Genomic DNA, 21,608 nt, shown 5'->3' on the forward strand with positions numbered 1-21,608 from the left:
GCAAAAAAGACCGGAGCGGATAAATCCAGCAATCGGCTTGCAACTGCGATAAGACTGGCCTCTGAGATCGGGGAGCCCGCCGAGATGACATTTCAAGACCAAGCTCACATCCTCATCGTTGAAGATGACACCGAAATCGCCGGAATGCTGGTCGAGCTGGCCTGCGCCAATGGCTACAAGGCGACGTCGGCCGACAGCGGTGCGGACATGGACCGCCTTCTGGCGCGCTACAAATACGATCTGATCGTTCTGGATGCGATGCTCCCTGGAGAAGACGGCTTCAGCATTTGCAGAAGGCTGCGCTCCTCCGGCACCATCCCAATCATTATGCTGACGGCGCTCCAGGAGGATATCGATCGTATTCTCGGCCTCGAGCTGGGAGCCGACGACTACGTCACCAAACCGTTTAACTCGCGCGAACTCATTGCCCGCATCAAGAGCATACTGCGTCGGGCTTCCTATGTGCGTGAACAGGATGGCGGGCTCGCTGCCCTGACATTTTCCGGCTGGCGTATAGATCCAAACAGTCGCCAGCTGCACGACGCCGAGGGCGCGCAGGTGTCGATGACGACTGCCGAATTCGACCTGCTACTGGCCTTCTGCCAAAATCCCAACAAGATCCTGACGCGGGAACAATTGCTGTCGATGACCCATGCGGGCACTGCGGGACCGATCGAGCGCAGTATAGACGCGCACATCAGTCGGGTTCGCCAGAAGATCGAGCCGAACCTCAAGGAGCCGACGTTTATCAAGACGGTCCGGCTCGGCGGCTACATGTTTGCCGCAAAAGTGGAGCGGATATTGTGATATCGCTGCGTTCTGCGTCCCTTCGCATACAGATACTCCTGCTTGCCATTCTCCTCGTTGTTCTCGTATCCGCTGTCGCGACGATTACCGAGCCGTTCATCTATGGCCGACATGACAAGGGGATCGAGATCGGCTTGTTCGCCGGTCGCGTGGAGACGGTGCTGCAGCAATTCAAAAAGGCCAGTTCCCGGGCAGACGAGGATGCAGCACTTGCCAATGCGGCCGCCGTCGGGCTCCGCATGGGGCGGGTCGATCCCAGGCAGTTCGCGGACGCAGCCGCCGTCGTGCCGATCCAGGCAGACGTTCGCCCGGGCATTCGCAGGCTATTGGACAAATCCTTTGCCGCGGAGATCGGCGAAATCTTCTCGCACGCCAGTCCCCGCCATAGCCTTCTCGTCATGCTCGACAACAACAACGCGCTTGCGATTGAAGCCCCTGCGTTTCCGAAATATCTCTGGTTTGCTCCAGCTGTTGCCAGCGGGCTTTTGAAGATCATCATTCCCCTGGCGATCATGGCCTATCTCAGCAGCCGGCTGATAACCCGGCCGTTGGAGCGCATCGCGACGGCGGCCCAGCGAGAAACGGTCCTGAACGAAACCTATGCGGAACCGTTCACGGTCGAGGGTGCGAGCGAGATCCGAATTCTCGCAAACTCTCTCAATACCATGCGCAGCCGTATTCAGCAGATGACCGTCGATCGCACGAGGCTGTTGCGCGCCATCAGCCATGACCTCAGAACGCCCCTCACCCGGCTTCGCATGAGAGCCGAACGGCTGGCAGATTCCGACCTCAAGGATCTGATGCTGAGAGATGTCACCACTCTCGGCTCGATGATCGACGAAAGCCTCTCATTCCTCAACGACAAGGTCGAAAACACCCGCAAAGTCGATCTGTCGAGCCTCCTCCAGACCGTCGCCAGCGATTTCGCCGACACTGGCGTCAACGTTACGTTCGAAGGTCCGCGACGTGTCGTGTACATCTGCAAGCCGCAAGGCCTGACGAGAGCCGTGAGCAACCTGGTGTCGAACTCCGTCCGTTATGCGGATCAGGTCTGCATAACGCTGGAATGCCTGGACGACGGCAGTGTCCGGATCGCAGTGAAGGACAATGGGCCGGGCCTTCCCGACGAGATGAAAATACGCGTGCTCGAGCCGTTCTTCAAGGCGGATGCATCCCGGCAGGGCGGAGCGATGGGGAGCGGATTCGGCCTTGGCCTGACGATCACGAAGGGCATCGTTGAGAAAGGTCACAACGGCACGTTCCAGTTGCTCGACAATATGCCGAAAGGACTGATGGCCGATATCCGGCTGCCGCCCGCAACCTGACAGGCTTGCAGCGCCCCGTTTGTTCATTCGTGGCTGCGAATATTTCAGAACATCAAAGAAGACACGACAATACACAAATGTCGGATGGTCATTCCTGAATCTTAGCTCGGAGACTATCTTTCTATGCCAACAATCAAAACCTTTTTCGCGATTGCATTTGCGTGTGCAGTGACTGCCGGATGTACGACGACCGGTCCTGTCGTCTACGACGGGCTCGCCTCAGCGTCGGTGCTGAAACCCAATCCCAATGACCAGAATGGTCGCGAACCCTTTGTTTTCCGGGGCGACATCAGCTTTCGACAATACACTAGAATGATCGTTGACCCCGTGACTGTCTATGCTGGCGCCGACGCTCAGTTTGGCAAGGTTTCCGCCGAGGACAAGCAGGCTCTCGCGCGCTACATGCAATCGGAATTCACCGACAAGCTGAAGACGCGGTTCTCGATCGTGACGGCTCCGCAGCCGAGCACACTCAGGCTGCACCTAACGCTCACCGGCGCGAAAGCAAATACCCCCGTGCTCGGCACGCTTTCCCATTTCGACGTCGCGGGCGGCGTCTACAACGGCGTTCAGGCAGTCCGAGGGGGCGAAGGATCGATGACGGGATCGGTCAACTATGCGGTCGAGGTCTACGATGCAACAACGAGCCGCCTGCTGCTTGCCTATGTCAGCAAACAATTTCCGGGAGCAATGAATATCGGCGCTAGCATGGGATCGATGCAAGCTTCGATGGTGGGCGTTGAAAAAGGTGCGGACGCGCTGCTGGCCAAACTTCGCTAGTGCCGAGCACCCTCAACTAGCCCCGACCGAAGCCTTTGCCCCCGGCAGGGTCAAAAACCGGATCCTAGCCGTAGCCATCGGCGAAAAGCGTATCCGCTATCTCAGTTGGCGGCGCGTCGGCGAACACCGGAATAGATGAGCGCAGCCGCGACGACCAGCAGACCCTGGAAGAAATACTGGAACGTTTGGCTAAGCCCGAGGAAAGTGACTGCGTTCAGAACCTCGGTGAGCAGGACCGCACCCAGCAAGGTTCCGATAAACGTTCCCCGGCCGCCGGTGAGGCTGGTGCCGCCAAGGACCACAGCCGTGATGCTTGAGAGCGTATAGTTGATCCCCTGGCGTGGATCTCCGACGCCAATTTGCGTCATCAGCATGATTGCGCCGAGGCCGGTGAGCAGCGAACAGGCGATATAGCCAGCAATGAACGTCAGGTCGACACGGATGCCGGCCCTGCGCGCCGAATGCTCGTCAGAACCCACGGCACGCAGCCGCCAGCCTGCCTTTGTCTGGCGCAGCACATATTCGCCGCCGACCGCGATTGCAACCAATGCGAGGAAGGCGACCGGGAAAGGCCCCCACTGCCAATTGACCCAATCGGTGACGGTCGCGCTGATGTAGCCATCGGGATTGTCGCGCAGCAGGAAGCTCAGCCCCTGTACGGCAATATACATGGCCAACGTGGCTGCGATCGGCGTAAAATTGGCAAAGCGGATCAACAGCCCGTTGATCGTACCGGTGATGAAAGCACCGGCAAACATCAGCACGAAGCCCGCCAGCATCATGACGGAGGATTTATCGTCATTGATGAAGAAGGAGGCCACGACGACGAGGAAGCCGGCGAGCGGGCCGACGGAAAGATCGATGCCACCCATCAGCAGCGCGACGGTCTGCCCGAGGGCGATGAACCCAAGCGCCGTTGCGAGAAGAAAGATATTGTAGATGTTGTAGATCGAAGAGAAGTTGTCGTTCTGGCTGTAGACATAGAGCCCGAGCAGGATTGTGACGAGCGCAAGGGGCACAGCAGGTGCGTTGTCAGACTGTAGGAAATGACGGAATGCACTGGTCTTTTCAACAGCCTTGGAAACGCTGGCGCCTCCATGGGTACTGGCATTGACGGCAGCAGCAACGATGCGTCCTTCGGTGACGTCGTCGCCGGTCAACGTCGCAACGAGATGGCCACGCGACATGACGATGACCTTGTCACACAGCCCCTCGAGTTCGACGGCATCCGAGGAGTTGACGATGACCGGTGTGCCCCGGTCGGAGACTTCGCGCAGGATACGGTAGATTTCGAAGCGGGCACCGACATCCACGCCTTGCGTTGGCTCGTCGGCAATGATGAGGCCGGGATCGGATAGCATTGCCCGCGACATCACAACCTTCTGCTGATTGCCACCGGAAAGCGACAGGATGGGCGCCTCCAAGCCGGGTGTCTTCACCGCAAGCTCGCTGAAAATCGCGTTGACCTGCTCGAGTTCCTTTTTGCGGCTCATGACGCCGCCGACAGAGAATTTTTCGAGAGCCGAGAAGGTTGCGTTCTCGCGCACCGTGAGGCTGCTTGCCACCCCTTCCACATGCCTGTCGGATGGCATGAAGGCTGCTTCGCGCAGCAATTCGCTCTGCGTCAGCTGCCGACCACGCAGCGTGATAGTCCCTTCCGCTACATGCAACCCTGCAAGTACGCGCATGAGTTCCGGCTGGCCGTTACCAGCCACGCCGGCGACGCCGATGATCTGGCCGCGCTGCATGTTGAAACTGATGTCTGTCAGCTCCTTTGAGCTGATGCCGCTAACGGAAAGGCTGGTTTCGTCCTCTGCCCGCTGCGACTTTGGGGGAAAGGCCGATTTCAGTGTGCGCCCGACGATCATGTTGACGAGATCACCGTCGCTGATGTCCCGCACCATTTCCGCACCGCGCACCTTGCCATCGCGCAATACCGTGACACGATGGGCGATCTGCCGAAGTTCTGCCAGGCGATGGGTGATATAGATGACCGCTGTGCCGGCGCCCGCAATTTCGCGGATACGTCCGAACAACATGTCGGTCGAATCCTGGTCGAGGGAAGCCGTCGGCTCGTCGAGGATGAGAACCCGTGGCTTCAGCGCCAGGGCCTTGGCGATTTCAAGCAGATGCTTCTGCGCCACCGTCAGGCTATCGGCACGCATGACAAGCGGCACTTGAAGCCCGACCGTATCGAGAACCTCCTGTACGACCTCCTGCGGCGACCGGCCGGCAAAAACCGAAGACGGAAGCGCCACACGCAGATTTTCCATGATTGAAAGATCTTCGAGAATGGCCGGATGCTGGAAGCAGATACCGATCCCCAGCGACTTCGCAATCTCGGGTGTCAATTGCTGGAGCGGCCGACCCTCGAAGCTGATTTCGCCGTCGGTCGGGCGCAACGTGCCGGAGATGATATTCATCAGCGTCGATTTGCCGGCGCCGTTCTCTCCGAGAATGGCGTGAACTTCGCCCTTGCAGAACTCGACGTTCACATCGCTGAGTGCGGGGATGGCAGAGAAATACTTGGAGATACCGGAGAGACGGATAATCACGTCTCTTGTCTCCGCCTCGACCGCTTTAACGCCTGTTTGCAACATCTGTTATCCGTCCTCGAAAACTTGCCCCGGAGAGTGTTCTCTCCGGGGAAATCCATGCCTGTTCGTCGGTTACTTGGTGACCGCCTTGGCCTGGTCTTCTGCCGAAAGTGCGGACGACAGATAGATTGAGCCAGGCAGGTCCTTGCGGCACTTGACGGGGTTCGGCGTGCCGGAGACCGAGTCTTCGAATGCGGGGGCCTTGAAGATTTCGTCCTTCGGCTTCTCTCCGCCGGTTGCAAGCGCAATGGCCCATTCTACGGCAAGCCGCACGTTGTCGTTGCCGGTCGCGACCGTGAACAGCTTGAAATCAGGGTTCTTGGCCTTGCTCTCATCGAACAGGCAACCCAGCGAATTGCCGTCGGATGTTGCCAGCGCCGGGATCGACTTGCCCTGCTTGGTGAATGTCGGCAGCGCACCTACCAGCGACGGGCCGAAGTCCGACACGATAACGTCGATCTTGGCATTCTTGGCAATTTCCGCCGTCAGAACCTTCTGGGTCAGAGCCGGATCCCAGTTGGTGACCGCGAAAGGCTGCGGGTTGACGAAGACATATTCCGGACCGAGAACGCTCTTCAGGCCCTTGAGTTCATCGAGACCCTGGCTGTTGCCTGCCGGACCGCTGAGGAACAGCAGGTTACCGCCCTTGGGGAGGATACCCTTGATCCAGTTGCCCCAGGTCACGCCATCGTTCTCGAACGACGAGCCGATGAACTTCGAATAGTTGACGCCCTCCTTGCCGCCAACGGCGACCCGGTACGGCACGATGACCTTGCCGGACTTGTAAACGCTGGTGATGGCCGGAAGCACGGCAGGGCCGGCGTCGCCGAACACGACCAGTGCGTCGATACCCTTGGCCGCCATGCCCTTGATGTCGGAAATCGACTTTTGCGTATCACCTTGGCCATCTGCATATTCATATTTGGTAATGCTCGGGCAGAGATCGACGACCTGCTTGCCCGATGCCGTCGTCACCTGACGCCAGCTATTGCCTCCGTAGCCGTCGAGCAGTGCCAACGAGGCCTTTTTCGGGCCGCACCACGAGGGCGTCTCGGCCTTGGCAAGACCCGCGCTGCCAAGCGCCATGACGGCGGCGGCAACGGAGAGCGCAAAGCCCTTCTTGAATGTCGAATGTTTCATGTTTTTCTCCTCCACAGTTTTTCGTTCAGGTCGTTTTTCTTACGTTTCTTCGCCAACGCAGCGAGTAAACACCGATGCCAAAACCCAGGGCCAGCGCCTGGATGATGGTCTGAGCCGAATACGGAACCCCCACTGACAGGGCGAATTGGCTCAATTGATTGAGAAAGAAGGCCGCGATGACAGTCGAGATCGGGAAGCCCCGGCCACCCAGCAGCGAAGTGCCTCCCAGCACGACGACCGCGACAGACGGCAGCAGAAGCGTGTCTCCCTGAAACGCGGTTGGCTCGCGGGTGATGCCGGCGATCAGGATGCCGGCCGTGCAATAGAGCAGCTGCGCGAAGACATAGGCCATCATCTGGTGGACACGAACGCGAAGTCCGGCGGCACGACCGGCCGGCGGGCTGGCCCCGATGGCCTCGAAGCGGCGCCCGACCAGTGTTTTCTTGAGCACGAACGAAACAACCACGGTGGCGGCAAGCGCGAAATACACCGCATTCGGAACCCGGAAGGTCTCACCACCGGCAATCTCCGCAAGGAGGTTCGTCGTGATCGAGGGAACCCCGCCCGAGGTGGCAAAGACTGCGCCGTAAAGCAGCGCATTGACACCGATCGTCGCAATGATCGAGTTCAACCGGAAGAAGCTGACGAGGATTCCGTTCGCGAAACCTGCAATGAGGGCCATCCCGAGCGCGATCAGAACTGCCTGATAGAGCAGCGCATCGTTCTGCTGAGGATAGTGGGTGGCAACCACGACGGCAAGCGAGACGGAGCCGGGAAGTGAAAGGTCGAATCCGCCCTGCTGCACTACGAGCAGCTGCCCGAGACCGACGACCGCGATAATCGCTGCGAACGGCAGGCTTCCCGACAGCGCTCCCCAGGAGACACTCGAGGGCGCGAATACCTTGCACACGACCAGCAGCAGGACAGTCGAAAAGACGACCGTCATGAAGCTCCGCGCCATCGGGATCCGAAACAGGCTTTGCTTCTGCAAGCTGGTCGATGTCATCGAGCTTGAGTTCATCTCAGCTCACCTTTCTTGGAATCGCTCACGAAAAACACCTCTGCTGCCCGGGCGGCCTCTGGTCGTATGCTGAAAAACTCGGGCACCCGGGATACGCGGATGCGCCATGCCGGAACGACCACGCATGAGCCCACGTGCCTGACACTACCCGCGGTTACTCGTGGGCATTTACTGCCAATCCTGAATTTTGTACTTCACGCGCCTGAGCGGAAATGTGCCTATCGCCCGAAAGCACGGTCATTACCTGCAGTTTCAATTGTCCGGCGCAATTGCAGGCAGGCGAATTGTAGATTTGGTCGTCCATATCCATGCTCCTCCAAGCAACTGCAAAATAAAGTCACAGAACAAGAGACCTTCCCTTTCGAGAAAGCTACGGCTTCGATCTATTTGTTGAGGTAAGGGCACTCCTCCCAACTCCTCGCCTCCACCTTTATGCATTTTGAAGCGCGAGAAAACATCGAAGATGTCCGGATTGGATAAGGCGCATTTTCAAAGCTTGATCGCTGGAATTTCATGGAAAGAAATCAAAAACTTGGGTGCATCTCCGCCTGCGTATCGAGGCGGCACAAACCCGACCATCTGGACTGTTTCATCAATAGACTTGCCCTGGTCGGCAGCTGTCATCTCTTGCCGGCAGCCTCATAGGCCTCGATCAGCAGCTTCGAATTCTCCGGCCTAGCTTCGAGCGTGCCGTTTTCGATCTCGTAGGCGATTTCCATGACGCGCTGGTTCACCGGAGCCGGCCGGCCGTGCGCTTTCAGGATGTCCACGACCCAGCCGTTGACCTCCTGGATCTCGGCACGACGCCCTTTTCGCCAGTCCTGCAACGACGTCGTCAACGTGTCGGCCTGCGAGAAGACCGTCAGCACTTCTTCGAAGATTTTGTCGACATAGCGCTCCGGGTCGTTGGTCGTGACCGGCGGCATGCCTATGATGGGCACGATCCTGGCGCCATCGGCGAGCGCCGCATGCATGGCCTCGTAGCCGGCGGCACGCATCGTCTCCAGCATGCCGGGAGTTCGTGCTGCGTCTCCGAGCGGCAGATTGATGATCGCCGAAGGAATAAGTTCGGCCGCGTTGACGACGAGCTTCATCCATTTCGCCGAACGGATATCGTCCGTGACCTCGACCGTGCCTGCATTGCGCAGCAGATCGGCAACGGCCTCGACCCTTGGCTGCGTTTGCGGATCGAGCGCGCCGAGAGCGAACCAAGAGGTGTCGTGGTCGTTCTGACGGTTGGTGACACCGGGCACCCACATGTTCGAGGCGATCTCGATCACCGCGCCGATGGTCCGCTCCCGGCCGACGATCGCAGCAATATCCTCATGGGTCATGCCATTCTGCAGGCCGACAACCAGACCGTCTGGCGCAAGGACCGGCTCAATGAGCTGGCAGGCCCACTTCGTATCGTAGGCCTTGACCACCAGGAAGACGACATCGAAGGGTTCCTTGATTTCCGCTACCTGGCAAAGATGCAATGCCGGGACTTTGGCATTGATCGTTCGCGTCGGCAGGTTGACGGTGATGCCATGCTCGCGGATTGCGGTCACGTGATCCGGCCACTGTTCGATGAAGGTAACGTCCAGGCCCGCAAGCGCGAAATCTGCGCCGATGGAAGCGCCTTGCGCGCCCGTACCCAGAAACGCGATCCTCGGACCGCCCTTTTTATCCCAGCTCATGCGGTATCTCCTTCGGGTATGATCGCGCCCGGTCGTCAGCGCATGTGAGAGAGTTCATTAGCCTCGTCTCAGGGGTCAGGGGATGTAGTCGACCTGATAACGGTCCGTGCGGACCCCCTCGAGCTCGTTTCTGACCTGCAGGTGGGCCGGATGCTCCGCGTATCCCTTCAGATCGGCCTCGCTTTCGAATTCGGAATACAGCACCACGTCGCAGGCGTAGGAAATCCGGCTGATATCGATGCCGATCTCCAGCGTCCGCAAGCCCGGGACCTTCCCGACCAGACCCTCGAACTTGCGCTTGACCTTCCAAGCCGCCTCTTGCTTTTCCGCGGCAGTGACACCGCGGACGTTCCACATGACGATATGTTTGATCATCGTTTCTGTTTCCCGGGTCAGCTTGACGACGCAGACGCGCCTGCTGGCCTTGCGCCCTCATAGGCGCGAGACAGCAATTGATGGAGACCATCCTTTTCCAATGTGCGCGGGTTCCAGTAGGCATTGGACATAGCCTGCTCGAGCGCCGCATCGATCCCGTCGCCGGGCATGCCCAGTGACTTGAGGGCCATATCCGCACCGAGACCAGAGGCGAGATCGAACAAGCCCGTCGCCGCATCCTCAGCGCCGAGCGCTCTGGCAATCCGCGCCATCGCTTCCGGTGCCGCTGGCGCGTTGTAGGCGACGGCGTGCGGCAGGACAGCGGTGTGCATTGGCGCATGCGGTAGGTTGAACATGCCGCCGAGGGTGTGGCAAAGCTTGTGGTGGAGCGCCATGCCGACGGAACCCAGGCAGACGCCGCAAAGCCACGCTCCGTATAGCGCATCGGCTCTTGCCTCGGGATCTTCCGGGTTTTTGGCGATAACCGGCAGGGCGCGCGAGAATGCCGCGATCCCCTGCTCGGCCAACAGCGAAATGATCGGATTGGTTTCGCGCGCGTACAGTGCCTCGACCGCATGGGCCACGGCATTGAGGCCTGAAGTGACGGACATTGAGACCGGCAGTGTTAGGGTAAGGTCGATGTCGTAGACGATCACCTCAGGCAGAATGCGCGGGTCTGACTTGGTGACCTTTCGACCATTCTCCGTTTCGCCAAGGATCGGCGTCGCCTCGGAGCCGGCATAGGTGGTCGGCACCACGATCTGCGGAATATCGGTGCGAAAGGCGATGGCCTTTCCGAGCCCCGTCGTCGATCCGCCGCCGATTGCCAGCACCGCGTTGGCCTTCAGCCGCTCGACTTCACGCATCGCATCGACGGTCACGTCGACTGGCGTGTGCATTTGCGCCTTCGTATAGATGCCGGCACAACGCGGTCCGAGATGATCGGCCACGGCCCGCGCCTGTTCGGCCTGCTCCGGCGTCGACAGAACGAGTACCTTGTCGGCTGACAGACGGTCCGCCTCTTCTCCAAGCCTTGCGATCGTGCCGTGCCCGAAGATCACGCGCCCGGGATTGGCGTTATAGGTGAAGGCCTGCATCGCTATGCCTCCAGCTTCTGCTGCGGCGTGACCAGCACGAAGTCACAAGTCACGGCCTCGAACGGATTGTCGAAGCCGAGCTCGGCAGCGCGCTTCGGATCGTCCAGCTTGCCGAAATCGGCAATCAGGTCTTCCTTCACCCCGAAAACCGCATCAGAATGAAGGTAGGGGCAATCCGGCGTGAAGATATGCGTTGTGATGGGCTCGAAGCCGGCAGCCCCGACGATGAAGTGGATGTGGGCTGGCCTGAATGGATGGCGCCCCATCTGGCCGAGCAGCTTGCCAACAGGGCCGTCATCGGGGATCGGATAGAATTTTGGCCGCACCGACTTGAACCAGTATGACCCGTCGGCATCCGTCTTGAAGATGCCGCGCAGATTCATCTCGGGCTGCAGGCCCTTCTGCTGGACATCGTAGAAGCCCTCGTCGTTGGCTTGCCAGACATCGAGCATCGCGCCGGCGATCGGCTTTCCGTCGGTATCGGTAACGCGCCCCCGCACCAGCAGCGGTTCGCCCTTGCCATCCAGACAGATATTGGCGCCATTCTCGTATTGCGGTGCGTCCATGACATGAAACGGACCGAGCACTGTAGTCTCAGTCGCCCCGGATGGCTTGCGGTTGTTGATTGCATCGACCAGCATGGAAACGCCCAGAATGTCGGAAAGCAGGATAAACTCCTGCCTCCATTCGTTGCAGATCTGGCCGGTTTCGGTCAGGAAATCGATGGCCATGCCCCATTCCTGCTGATTGGGCTCCACCTCCTTGACGAATGCATGCAGGTGGCGGATTGCTGCGCTCATGACCTCGCGCAGACGCGGATCGGTTTTACCGGCCATCCGTGCCAGGACCACCTCGACCGAGCTCTCCTCGGAGAAGTATCCGCTCTCGGCGTCGTGTTTCGTCTGCTGGTCAATCATTTCCGTTGTCCTTTCCCATGAGCCCCGCGGCACGATCCGGTCGCATCCGTGAGGGTTTGGCCGTTCCCTGATCGCCGCCGCGCGAGGCGGCGGTCAGTTGTTCAGGAGAGTGATCTTGATGCTCTTGGTTGCGTCCTTGCCGAAGCTGAAAGCATCGACGGCGTCCGTCAGCGCATAGTCGTGGGTCTGGATCGGCGAAAGATCGATCCCAGTGCGTTCGAGAAAACGGATTGCTGCAGGCCACACGCCCGGCGAACCGATGCATCCCCTGACGGTCAGGTTCTTCATCTGGATCTGGCCGATGACGACCGGCACCTTGCGCCCGATATTGATCCCGACCATCGACATGCGGCCGTCTTCCCGTGCGTAGTCGAATGCCGCAGCCAGCGATGCATCGTGACCGGATGCCTCGACAACCAGGTCGGCGCCGTGACCGCCGGTCATTTCGCGGATACGGTCAGCAGCTCCTCCATCGGACGGATCAAGCGCGGCGTCTGCCCCGAGCCTCAGGGCCACGTCGCGGCGGGCAGCCAGCGGGTCGACCACGATGACGCGTGCGCCCATGCCGATGGCAGCCGCTGCGGACACGAGGCCGATAGTGCCGCCGCCAGAAACGACTACGGTCTCGCTGGCATTGGTGCCGCCGGAGCGCAGCATCGCGTAAAAGCCGCATGTAAAGGGCTCAATCAGCGCCGCCTTCTTGTCATCGACGGCATCCGGCAGCTTGTGCAGCCATTCCGGATTGACGTTGAAGAATTCGCGATCGGCGCCGCTCATCGAAAATCCAAAGTGATGAAGGCGCTCCGGCGTGCGAACCACGCATTCGCCGACGACGCGGTCGCCGACCTTGAAGCCGGTGACGTTGCGCCCGACCTCGACGATCTCGCCACTCCACTCGTGACCCGGCGTCACCGGATAGGAGATCGGGATGATGTATCGTCCTGCGAGCAACTCGTAGTCCGAGTGACAAATGCCGACAGCGCGCGTGCGGACGAGCACTTCGTTGGCAGAAACCTCCGGCATCGCCACATCGACGATTGCCGGCCTGTCAGGGGCCTCGAATACCAAAGCTTTCATGACACTCTCCCTGTCAAAGTTGCTCGACGACGCCGGAGCGTGCGGAGCGGATAATCGCTTCGAGAAGCGCGATGTTGTTGATCATCTCCTCGCCGCTGATCGGATATGGATCGGTGCCGCGCACGGCTCGGGCAAAAGCTCGCAGGTTGTCGCGAACCGGCTCGGCCGGCGCGACTTCGCGCACGGTGATGGGCTTGCCCTTCCAACCCTCGGTAACGATCCAGCCGTCCGGCGACTCGACGTGCGCCTTGTCGCGTACCTCGATCCAACCCAACGTCCCGAACACCGCGAACCGCGAGATAAAGGGTGTGGCCAGCGTCGCGGACACATAGGCTGAACCGCCGTTTTCGAAGCGGATATGGGCGCTCATCGTATCCCCCTGCGGGATCTCCGAAGCGAGGTTCTCGCAGATGACACGGACATCTTTTGCGGGCCCCATCAGCTTCACCGATAGGTCGGTCAGATGGATGCCGGTTGCCGTCATGCCACCGGCAGGCGCCTGCTCCGCGTTCAGCCGCCAGTTCGACGGATCGAGCGTGAGGAACTTGTCGTGGCTGAAATTGGACTCGATCTGCAGCAGACGACCGAGCTTGCCGCTATTTGCCGCCTCGAGGATCTCGGCAATCGGCGGCTCGAAACGACGCTCGTGGCCCATACCGAGAACCAGCCCGGCATCCCGGCACAACGCCACAGAGGTTTCGGCATCCTTCCTGGTCATCGCCAGCGGCTTTTCGCAGAACACATGCTTGCCGGCAGCCACTGCCTCGGCAATCTGCTTCTGGTGTAGGGAGTGGGGCGTTGCAAGGACAACAGCCTCGATGTCGGGATCAGCCAGCGCATCGGCGAGATCCGGGGAGAATTGCAGGCCCATTTCGCCGGCGAAGCTTTCTGCCTCCGGGCTCGGATCGACAGCACGAACGAAGTGCATTTCCGCACCCCCGGCATTGACCAGTGTCGCCATCTTCTTGCCCCACCAGCCGAGGCCGACGATGGCCGCAAGCACCGGCTTGTTTTCGATCATTGTCATCTGTTGTCCACCCGCTTGCTGAAGGGATGGATATTCACCGACTTCCAGACGCCGGCTGCCGTGAACGGATCGGCCTTGTTGAAAGCCACGATCTCTTCGATGGTGTCTGCCTCAAACAGGAACAGCGAACCGATCATCGTTTCGTTGTCATCGGCGAGGAGAGGCCCCGAAATGATTGTTTTGGTCTTTGCGGCCCCGAGATAGGCCTTGTGCGCTTCATAGTTGGCAAGCCGCTTTTCCACGGCGCCCGGATGGTCCAGACAGTGAACGATATAGTGCATGACAAAACCTCTTCGTTGTTCAGGCGATCGAATAGCCGCCGTCTATCATCGGAAATTGACCCATAACGCGGCCGATGGCTTCGGCAGTTACCAATGCGACCGCCTAAATGCGGCCGCCGAAATCCAATGGTCAGTGCTCCGGTCAAGCCTTCATGTTGACGAGTATCTTCATGTGGGACGCATTGGGATCGAGCAGCGCCTCGAAGCCCTTTTCGACGACGTCGTCCGGAGAAATCTGCGCGGTGACGATCTGCTCGACCGGAAAGATGCCGGAACCGATCATCTGCGCGATCCTTGGCCAGATCGTCACCGGGTAGCACCAGGTCGCCTCGACGGTGATGTCCTTCAGGGCCCAAAGCATCGCATCGATAGCCGCCGGCTTGACGTGCAGACCAACCTGCACGACCGTACCCTGACGCTTGACGGCCCTGGCACAGAGGTTAAGCGAAGCCTCAGCCCCGACACATTCGAGCGCCACGTCGACGCCGACGCCTTCCTCGGTGTGCTCGCGGAACAGCGCCTCGGCATCCACTTCGCGCGGATCGAAGACGATCGCTTCCGGCACCAGCTTCTTGGCAAGGGCGCGGCGGTTCGGGTTCAGTTCGGAAACGAAAATGGTCGTCGCACCGGCTGCCCGCGTCGCAAGCAGCACCAGCGCACCAATCGGGCCGACGCCGGAGACCAGCACAGTGCTGCCTGCCTCCACGCCGCCACGATCGACGCCGTAGAGAGCAACCGCTGCAGGCTCGATCATGGCTGCCTGCACATCGCTGACGCTGTCCGGCACCGGAAAGACATTGTAGCTGTTGACGACCGCCTGTTCCCCCATGCCGCCCCATTCCCAGGACAGGCCGAAGCAGGCCATTTTCTCGCTGAGATGATACAGTCCCCGGCGACCGTAATAGTCTTCGCGGGGCGAGATCAGCGGCTGGATCGAGACGCGCGATCCCGGCGCGACGTGCGTCACGTTCTTGCCGACAGCCAGGACCCGGGCAGACAGTTCGTGCCCGAGGATCTGCGGCAGGACCGCGCCGGAATAGACGTGCGGCGTGCTCGGCGTGACGATCGGTCCGGCAATATATTCATGCAGATCGGTTCCACAGATGCCGCAAACCAGCGGCTGTATGAGAACCATGTCATCGCCCAGCGGCCCGGACGGAGCGGGTACGTCTTCGACGCGAATGTCTTTCTTCGAATAGTATCGAACGGCTTTCATACGGAAATCCTTTCCAGTGGGGGCGGCGTTGAGGTAATCTCTCGAGGAGCTCTCGCTGCCAGCATTCAGGTGGGAGCAGCGGGTGGCGGCCGCACCTCCCGATGTCATCAGATCAGAACCATTCCTCCGTCCACCATCACCGTCTGCCCGGTGATGTAGTCGGACCCGGCCGAAGCCAGGAATGTGGTAACGCCGGCGATATCCTTCGGCACGGACACACGCCCAAGCAAGATCGACTGCGAGAATTCGTTGATGGCCTGATCCGGCTGGGATGTCAGGCCATGCTCCATGAACTCCCGGTCCAGCTGCTGCCAGAGTTCCGTCGCAACAACGCCCGGACCAAAACAGTTGACCGTGATTTTGTGCTCTGCAAGTGCCCTTGCTGCGGCCTGCGTGATGGCCACCACCGCGAACTTCGATGCGCAATAATGCGCAAACAAGGGATAGCCCTGCTTACCTGCGATAGAGGCTGTGTTGATGATTTTACCGCCTGTACCTTGGGCTATCATCGTCTTGGCAGCCTCTTGCGTGCCGATCAGAACACCGAGACCATTGACCTTCATGATGCGGTTGAAATCGTCTTCGGTGACATCGAGGAAGGGGCATGTCTGGCTGATGCCGGCATTGTTGAACATCACGTCCAGCCGGCCGAAATGCGATACGGTCCGGGCAATCAATTCCTTGACACTCGAGCGGTCCGAAACGTCCACGGCAACACCGAGCGCATCGCCGCCTTCGGACCTGATAGTGGCAGCAACGGCATCAGCGGCGGCTGCCACAAGGTCTGCAATGACGACTTTCGCGCCCTTGGATGCCAGGTCGCCGGCAATACCGGCGCCGATGCCCCTGCCGGAACCCGTGACGATAACGACCCTGCCCTCTAGCGATTCAGTCATCCAATCCTCCTCCTCCAGTCCCGAATATCGACGACAGGCAACGGTGCCGCATTACCGAAGTAAAGCGCGCCAATTTGCAAAATTGTCGGTTCGTGTTCCTCCCGGGAACGGCTGCCCATCCTGCCACGAAGCTAGTGGATAAACACGATGTCCGACAAACCTATATTTGTCCGGATTGGATATTTTCTGCCAAGCATTCCATCCCGACTTCGTCCTATTAATTTCTCCGGGAGGACGGAGACAGTTTATGCGGTCGAATGCCGAGCATCTGTCGACACGCACGTTCCCCCCGCAGACAAGGGATCGGCAAACCGGCGCTGCTGGTCGTCGGGAATAAGGGAGAGGTCGATGAGCGAGAGATTTACAGTAGGCTGGGCAGGCATAGGTAAAATGGGTGCCCCGATGAGCCGCCGCGTTCTCGATGCCGGCTATGCCTTGCACGTCTACGAGCCCTTGCCCGAAAACCGCGCCACCATCGTTGCCGAGGGCGCCAATGTGGCGCATTCGCTTGAAGATCTGGCAGCCGCTTCCGACGTCATCGTCCTGACAATCCCGAACGATGCCGTTCTGCGGGAGCTCGTTTTCTCGCCGGGCGGCCTGGCCACCACGATGAAGACCGGACAGATCCTGGTCGAAATGAGCACGGTGTCGCCGGCAATTTCTATGGAAGTCAACGAGGCAATGTCGGCGCTTGGCGTTTCCTACCTGCGCGCACCCGTTTCCGGCAGCACCGCGACCGCATCGTCCGGAACTCTGTCAGTCATGGCCTCGGGGCCTGAGGAGGCCTACAAACGCGTGGAGCCGATGTTCGAGTGCTTTGCGTCCCGCCGCTTTTATGTCGGCGAGGCCGAGGAGGCACGCTACCTCAAACTCGTGCTCAATGCTCTCGTCGGCGCAACGTCAGCGCTGCTCGGGGAGGCCCTCACCCTCGGATTGAAGGGAAATCTCACGGTCGAGACAATGCTTTCGGTGATTTGCGAGAGCGCCGTCGCCTCACCGCTGATTGCCTACAAGCGGGACTTGCTGGTCAACCGCAATTTCGACCCGGCGTTTTCCGTATCCCAGATGATGAAGGATTTCGACCTCATCCTGGATGCGGCAAGAGCCGATCACACTCCGATGTATCTGGCATCGATGATCCGCCAGCAATACGAGGCGGCCTACGCCGGCGGCCAGGCCGACAAGGACTTCTTCGTGCTGTTCGAGCAATCGGAACGCCTCGCCGGACTTGCTCCCCCTTCCGAAAAATAGCCATCCGGCATTTTGGTTCCGAACTGCACCGATCCTAGCCAAAAGGATCAGGTAGAGCTACGACCATATGTCATGACGCGACGGGCGGGAGGGCCGACGTGAACGAATACGAAATGCTGCGCGTGATCGAATTTCTGGAAAGGACCCGCAGGCCTTTCCAGGACGTCGTCGTCGGTTTTGACGAAGATCCTGTCTGGAGGATCGTCATGTATCTCATCAAGTCCCACATCCACAGCCAGACGGTGTCGATCTCGACGCTGGGCCAGGAATCCGGACTGCCCTATGCCACGTCCATGCGTCTGATAAACCGGCTCGTCGACAGCGGATATATTCTCAAGGTCGCCAAGGGAACGACGGGCAAGAGCTTTGCGCTGCAGCCGAGCGACAGCTTGCTGAAGGCGTTCCAGGTCTATGCCGGCAAGACTAAGTCCCTGCTTGCGCAGACGCTCGGCCTCAGAAGCGGCGAGCAGGAGGACGACTACTATTTTGGCGGCACCCCTCTCGGCTCACACATCATTCCACCGATGCGGCTCATGCAGAAACGTGCCGAATCCCAAATCGAACTGCGTTTCCTGCTCAACAATGACAATTATTTCTCTGCGATGCGCAACATGTGGGCCGATTTCCGCAACAACCTTGCCTCCCGGAAGAGCTTCGATCTCCTGTCGCTTCCGGATCTGTACAACAGGGCCCTGGAAAACCGGAAGAAGAGAGTCTCCGAATACGATGTGATCGCCATCAACATGCCATGGCTCGGCGAGTTCGTCGAAAAGGATATCATTCGCCCGATCGACGCACTGGTCCAGAAGACCGGCATCAATCCCCTCGATTTTCACCCGTCCATCTGGTCGACGGCGAGATGGGACGGGCAGGATTATGGCGTTCCCGGCTACTGCACGGTCGAGATTCTGGCGGCGCGCAAGGACCTGTTTGCCGATGCAGGCCTAGATTTCCCGCGCAATTTCGAGGACGTCATCGCGGCCGGGCGCCATTTTCACGCGCCGAACCACGGCATGTACGGTGCAGTGTGGGACGGTGCGCGCGGCATGCCGATCGCTTCAAGCTTCATGTTTTTCCTCGGCGCCTGCGGCCAGCCGACAATTTCGCTTAGAAAGACCCGTGCCGGCTTTACCCTGGAAGGTGTCGATCTCGAACAGTTGCACTGCACGATTTCCTCCGATTCCGGTTTGGCGGCCCTGGATTTCATGCGCCGGCTGATCGAGATTTCACCGCCGGATATCCTCAACATGGCTTGGGATCGGACGCTCGACGTGTTCATGACCGGCAAGGCCAGTCTCGGTTATTTCTGGACGATGCGCACCGCGCGTTTCGAATACGATGTCCATTCCGTGGTCAAGAGACGGGTCGAATATCTGCCCCAGCCCGCTGGTCCCGGCGGCACGCGCGCCTCGCCCATCGGCGGGTTTCTGTTCTGCATTCCAACCAACCTGCCGGAAGAGCGGGTTGAGCTTGCCGCCGACGCCATCGCCTGGATGGCATCGCGCGAGGCGATGAAGGCTCACGTCAAGAACGGCTTTCCCATCGCGCCGCGTTTTTCCGTCAGCGCCGACCCCGAGGCGGCGGCGAGCTCGCCAATCGTCAGGTTCGTCGACCAGCTGGCAAAAAAGAACCTTCTGCACACCTGGCAGCGACCGAATATCCCTCAGTATACGGCCATAGAGCGGATCCTCGGCGAAGAGATCCACAACGCCCTGTCGGGGGTCAAATCCGACAGGGTGGCACTCGATGACGCTGCAAGACAGATAGACCTGCAGCTCCGTGCAAGCCCTGGAAGTCGCCGCTGAAAAGCGTTTGCCGCACCGATCCATGGCGAGGAGGGACATGGACAGACTCACATGGCAGTCCCTCATGCATTTGAGCAAACTGAAACACTAGAAGCAGGGCATCATGGCTCACCGGACCGGGCCAAAAAGCGGTAAAATATTATGATTTACATCGAGTTAACTTGATTTTGAGGTTGAGTGCGCCACGAATGTCGCGCGTGATGAGACCGCCGGCCAACGCGAGGCGATTACACGCTTCAGGCCGTGGCGCCGGGGAAAATCTCAAAGCCTGTGTCGATGACAACCGGACGGGTGCATCGCTCCGGCGATTCCAGGATAGCCTCGATCGCCTTCTTGCCGATCATGAAACGATTGGAGCGCAGCGTCGAGAGTGGCTGCGGCAGTTCGCGGCCGATTTCGAGACCGTTGAAGCCGAAGATCGCCATGTCGTCGGGCAGGGAAATGCCGGCGCTCAGGCAATGAAAAACGCCCCCCACGGCCATGTCGTCATTGGAATAAACCGCCACGTCGATTTCGGCAGACGCCGCACAAAGATGCTTGGTCTGCTCGCGACCGGTGCCGACCGAACTCGGACCATCCGCAATCGCATGCGCCTCGATCGACAGGCCAGCCTCAGCCAAGGCTTCCCTTAGCCCATCGTAGCGAAGCCGCGCGCGGCGGTCCGCCGCCCAGTCGTGACCGACATAGCCGAAATGACGGTAGCCCCGCGCGATCAGATGCTGCCCTATCGCGTAACCCGCCCGGCGGTGCGACATGCCAACGGCGATGTCGATCGGCGCACTGTCGATATCCATCAGTTCGACAACGCGCACGCCGCTCTGGTCCAGCATCCGTCGCGTCGCCATGGTGTGATCGAATCCTGCAATAAGGATTGCAGCAGGTTTCCAGGCCAGAAGGCCACGCACCATCACCTCTTCTCGGTCGATATCATATTCCGTGGTGCTGATGACGGCTTGGAAATCCGAGGATTTCAGAGCCTCGTGCACGCCCTGGATGACTTCCGGAAAGACGATATTCGACAGCGAGGGAATGACCACGCCAATCAGATGGGAGTTAAGCGACGCGAGCGAACCTGCAATCCGGTTCGGCACATATCCGAGCGCCCGTACGGTTTCCATGACCTTTTCGCGCGTCGCGTCGGCGACCAGCGACTGGTTGCGCATGATGCGGGATACGGTCGATTCGCTCACATCGGCCCGCAGCGCAACTTCGCGCAGGGTAATCTTGGACTTTCTGTCGGGAAGGCGGCGCCGTGTTGTCATTATGCGGATTCCCGTTTCGGCCATGGTCAGGATTGGCCAATCGAGCGACCAACATGCTCCTTGTTCGCACGGTATTTGGCCGAGGCTAAAAATGCAAATCAGCCCCGGCCGGATTAATTTAGCGCTTCACATAGTTCTTCCACGGGTGCGCTTCCCGGAAACCGAGGACATCGCGAGCCTTGCGGTTGGAAATCGGCGCTTCGTCTCTTCCCATCTCACGCTTTACAGGAGTTTGCGGGCAGTATTTGGCGAGGAACTCCGAAGTCGGCAGGTCGGCGGTAATGGTGTCGTTGACCGCATTGAAGACCTGATAGCCGAGGCCGTCCTTCTCGATGCAGAGATGGACGATCTCGCCGAGATCGCGGGCATCGATGTAGCTCCAGGCGTTGCGTTTGCGCGACATTGGGTTGTCGAGGTAGGCCAGGAAATTGGAATACTCATGCGGCTCGATGACGTTGCCGATGCGCAGGGCGTAAATGTCGGCGTTGTAGCGCATCGAAAATGCCCGTGCCGTCTTTTCGTTGACGACCTTCGACAGGCCGTAGCTGTCCATCGGGTCGCTGTCGTAGTCTTCTTCCAGCGGGAAACTGTGAAAATCCTTGTCGCCTTCGGCAAAGCAGACGCCGTAAGTGGTCTCGCTCGATGCGATGATGACCTTGCGGACACCCAGCTTCATGGCCGCCTCGATGACGTTGTAGGTTCCAACGACATTGGCCGAAAACGTCTTGTTGTCCGGCTCGATCATGACGCGGGGAATGGCGGCAAAATGAACGACGGCATCGGGGGCAGACGGTGGGGCGCCATCGTCGTAGCCGTCAAACCCGAAGTGCGTGGTCAACGCGTTGAAGACCTGGCCGCTATCGGTGATGTCGGTAATCAGCGTATTAACGCCCGGCAGGTCGAGAGGCTTCAGGTCGACATTGAGAATGGAATATCCCTTTTCCAGCAGATGGGGAACGGCGTGACGACCGGCCTTCCCCGTACCGCCTGTAAACACAATGCGTTTGGTCATTTTGTAGATCTCCTTTTCGTTGAAAAATGTGCGCCGAAACCAA

Annotated in this window: 20 protein-coding genes; 5 read left to right on the top strand and 15 right to left on the bottom strand. The window is 59.6% G+C overall.

Features of this window, described 5'->3' with window-relative positions:
• Nucleotides 1-84: 84 nt before the first annotated feature.
• The 3 genes from J5278_RS21815 (at nucleotide 85) to J5278_RS21825 (ending at nucleotide 2,912) form a co-directional block, all read left to right on the top strand.
• On the top strand, nucleotides 85-807 hold the full coding sequence (locus J5278_RS21815) for a response regulator (protein WP_142832606.1): 723 nt from the start codon (nucleotides 85-87) through the stop codon (nucleotides 805-807).
• Entirely contained in the window at nucleotides 804-2,132 is a 1,329-nt protein-coding gene (locus J5278_RS21820) for an ATP-binding protein (protein WP_142832607.1), read from the top strand. The genes J5278_RS21815 and J5278_RS21820 overlap by 4 nt, the downstream gene beginning before the upstream one ends.
• A 123-nt stretch (nucleotides 2,133-2,255) precedes the next feature.
• A complete protein-coding gene (locus J5278_RS21825; protein WP_219259137.1) occupies nucleotides 2,256-2,912 on the top strand; it encodes a DUF3313 domain-containing protein in 657 nt (218 codons plus the stop codon).
• A gap of 101 nt (nucleotides 2,913-3,013) precedes the next feature.
• On the opposite strand, the gene J5278_RS21830 is transcribed toward J5278_RS21825, so the two are convergent.
• From J5278_RS21830 to J5278_RS21890, 13 genes are all read right to left on the bottom strand, one after another.
• Nucleotides 3,014-5,512: an ATP-binding cassette domain-containing protein gene (locus tag J5278_RS21830; protein WP_219259139.1), complete on the bottom strand. Its 2,499-nt coding sequence runs from the start codon at nucleotides 5,510-5,512 to the stop codon at nucleotides 3,014-3,016.
• 69 nt (nucleotides 5,513-5,581) lie between these two features.
• Complete coding sequence (locus J5278_RS21835) at nucleotides 5,582-6,649, bottom strand: substrate-binding domain-containing protein (protein WP_142830999.1); 1,068 nt, start codon at nucleotides 6,647-6,649, stop codon at nucleotides 5,582-5,584.
• 25 nt (nucleotides 6,650-6,674) lie between these two features.
• On the bottom strand, nucleotides 6,675-7,670 hold the full coding sequence (locus J5278_RS21840; protein ID WP_209186492.1) for an ABC transporter permease: 996 nt from the start codon (nucleotides 7,668-7,670) through the stop codon (nucleotides 6,675-6,677).
• A 154-nt stretch (nucleotides 7,671-7,824) separates the two neighbouring features.
• Nucleotides 7,825-7,974, bottom strand: a complete 150-nt coding sequence (locus tag J5278_RS21845) for a hypothetical protein (RefSeq protein ID WP_209186491.1) — start codon at nucleotides 7,972-7,974, stop codon at nucleotides 7,825-7,827.
• A gap of 316 nt (nucleotides 7,975-8,290) precedes the next feature.
• Nucleotides 8,291-9,349 (bottom strand): ketopantoate reductase family protein, encoded by a 1,059-nt coding sequence (locus tag J5278_RS21850; RefSeq protein WP_209186490.1) that lies wholly within the window; start codon nucleotides 9,347-9,349, stop codon nucleotides 8,291-8,293.
• A gap of 75 nt (nucleotides 9,350-9,424) precedes the next feature.
• Nucleotides 9,425-9,724: a Dabb family protein gene (locus J5278_RS21855; protein WP_142830997.1), complete on the bottom strand. Its 300-nt coding sequence runs from the start codon at nucleotides 9,722-9,724 to the stop codon at nucleotides 9,425-9,427.
• Nucleotides 9,725-9,741: 17 nt separating this feature from the next.
• Nucleotides 9,742-10,821, bottom strand: coding sequence for a maleylacetate reductase (locus J5278_RS21860; protein WP_209186489.1), 1,080 nt, complete (start codon nucleotides 10,819-10,821; stop codon nucleotides 9,742-9,744).
• Nucleotides 10,822-10,823: 2 nt separating this feature from the next.
• Nucleotides 10,824-11,738, bottom strand: coding sequence for an intradiol ring-cleavage dioxygenase (locus J5278_RS21865; RefSeq protein WP_142830995.1), 915 nt, complete (start codon nucleotides 11,736-11,738; stop codon nucleotides 10,824-10,826).
• A gap of 93 nt (nucleotides 11,739-11,831) precedes the next feature.
• On the bottom strand, nucleotides 11,832-12,815 hold the full coding sequence (locus J5278_RS21870; protein ID WP_219259141.1) for a zinc-binding dehydrogenase: 984 nt from the start codon (nucleotides 12,813-12,815) through the stop codon (nucleotides 11,832-11,834).
• 13 nt (nucleotides 12,816-12,828) lie between these two features.
• Nucleotides 12,829-13,842 (bottom strand): Gfo/Idh/MocA family protein, encoded by a 1,014-nt coding sequence (locus J5278_RS21875; protein WP_142830993.1) that lies wholly within the window; start codon nucleotides 13,840-13,842, stop codon nucleotides 12,829-12,831.
• Nucleotides 13,839-14,123, bottom strand: coding sequence for a YciI family protein (locus J5278_RS21880; RefSeq protein WP_111221658.1), 285 nt, complete (start codon nucleotides 14,121-14,123; stop codon nucleotides 13,839-13,841). The genes J5278_RS21875 and J5278_RS21880 overlap by 4 nt, the downstream gene beginning before the upstream one ends.
• Before the next feature lie 142 nt (nucleotides 14,124-14,265).
• Nucleotides 14,266-15,339 (bottom strand): 2,3-butanediol dehydrogenase, encoded by a 1,074-nt coding sequence (locus J5278_RS21885; protein ID WP_209186487.1) that lies wholly within the window; start codon nucleotides 15,337-15,339, stop codon nucleotides 14,266-14,268.
• A 107-nt stretch (nucleotides 15,340-15,446) separates the two neighbouring features.
• Nucleotides 15,447-16,235 carry a glucose 1-dehydrogenase gene (locus tag J5278_RS21890; protein WP_209186486.1) on the bottom strand — a complete coding sequence of 263 codons (789 nt, stop codon included), beginning with the start codon at nucleotides 16,233-16,235 and terminating at the stop codon, nucleotides 15,447-15,449.
• A 348-nt stretch (nucleotides 16,236-16,583) separates the two neighbouring features.
• On the opposite strand from J5278_RS21890, the gene J5278_RS21895 reads away from it, so the two are divergent.
• Together J5278_RS21895 and J5278_RS21900 are read left to right on the top strand one after the other, a co-directional pair.
• Entirely contained in the window at nucleotides 16,584-17,486 is a 903-nt protein-coding gene (locus J5278_RS21895) for an NAD(P)-dependent oxidoreductase (RefSeq protein ID WP_209186485.1), read from the top strand.
• A gap of 98 nt (nucleotides 17,487-17,584) precedes the next feature.
• Nucleotides 17,585-19,291 (top strand): extracellular solute-binding protein, encoded by a 1,707-nt coding sequence (locus J5278_RS21900; RefSeq protein WP_209186484.1) that lies wholly within the window; start codon nucleotides 17,585-17,587, stop codon nucleotides 19,289-19,291.
• A gap of 236 nt (nucleotides 19,292-19,527) precedes the next feature.
• Here the strand turns inward: J5278_RS21900 and J5278_RS21905 are convergent, their stop codons facing one another.
• Nucleotides 19,528-20,553, bottom strand: a complete 1,026-nt coding sequence (locus J5278_RS21905) for a LacI family DNA-binding transcriptional regulator (RefSeq protein WP_209186483.1) — start codon at nucleotides 20,551-20,553, stop codon at nucleotides 19,528-19,530.
• 118 nt (nucleotides 20,554-20,671) lie between these two features.
• Nucleotides 20,672-21,565 carry an NAD(P)-dependent oxidoreductase gene (locus tag J5278_RS21910; protein ID WP_219259142.1) on the bottom strand — a complete coding sequence of 298 codons (894 nt, stop codon included), beginning with the start codon at nucleotides 21,563-21,565 and terminating at the stop codon, nucleotides 20,672-20,674.
• Between the last annotated feature and the right edge of the window lie 43 nt (nucleotides 21,566-21,608).

Origin of the sequence: Rhizobium sp. B21/90, from assembly GCF_019355815.1 — a bacterium.
GTDB lineage: Bacteria > Pseudomonadota > Alphaproteobacteria > Rhizobiales > Rhizobiaceae > Rhizobium > Rhizobium rhododendri.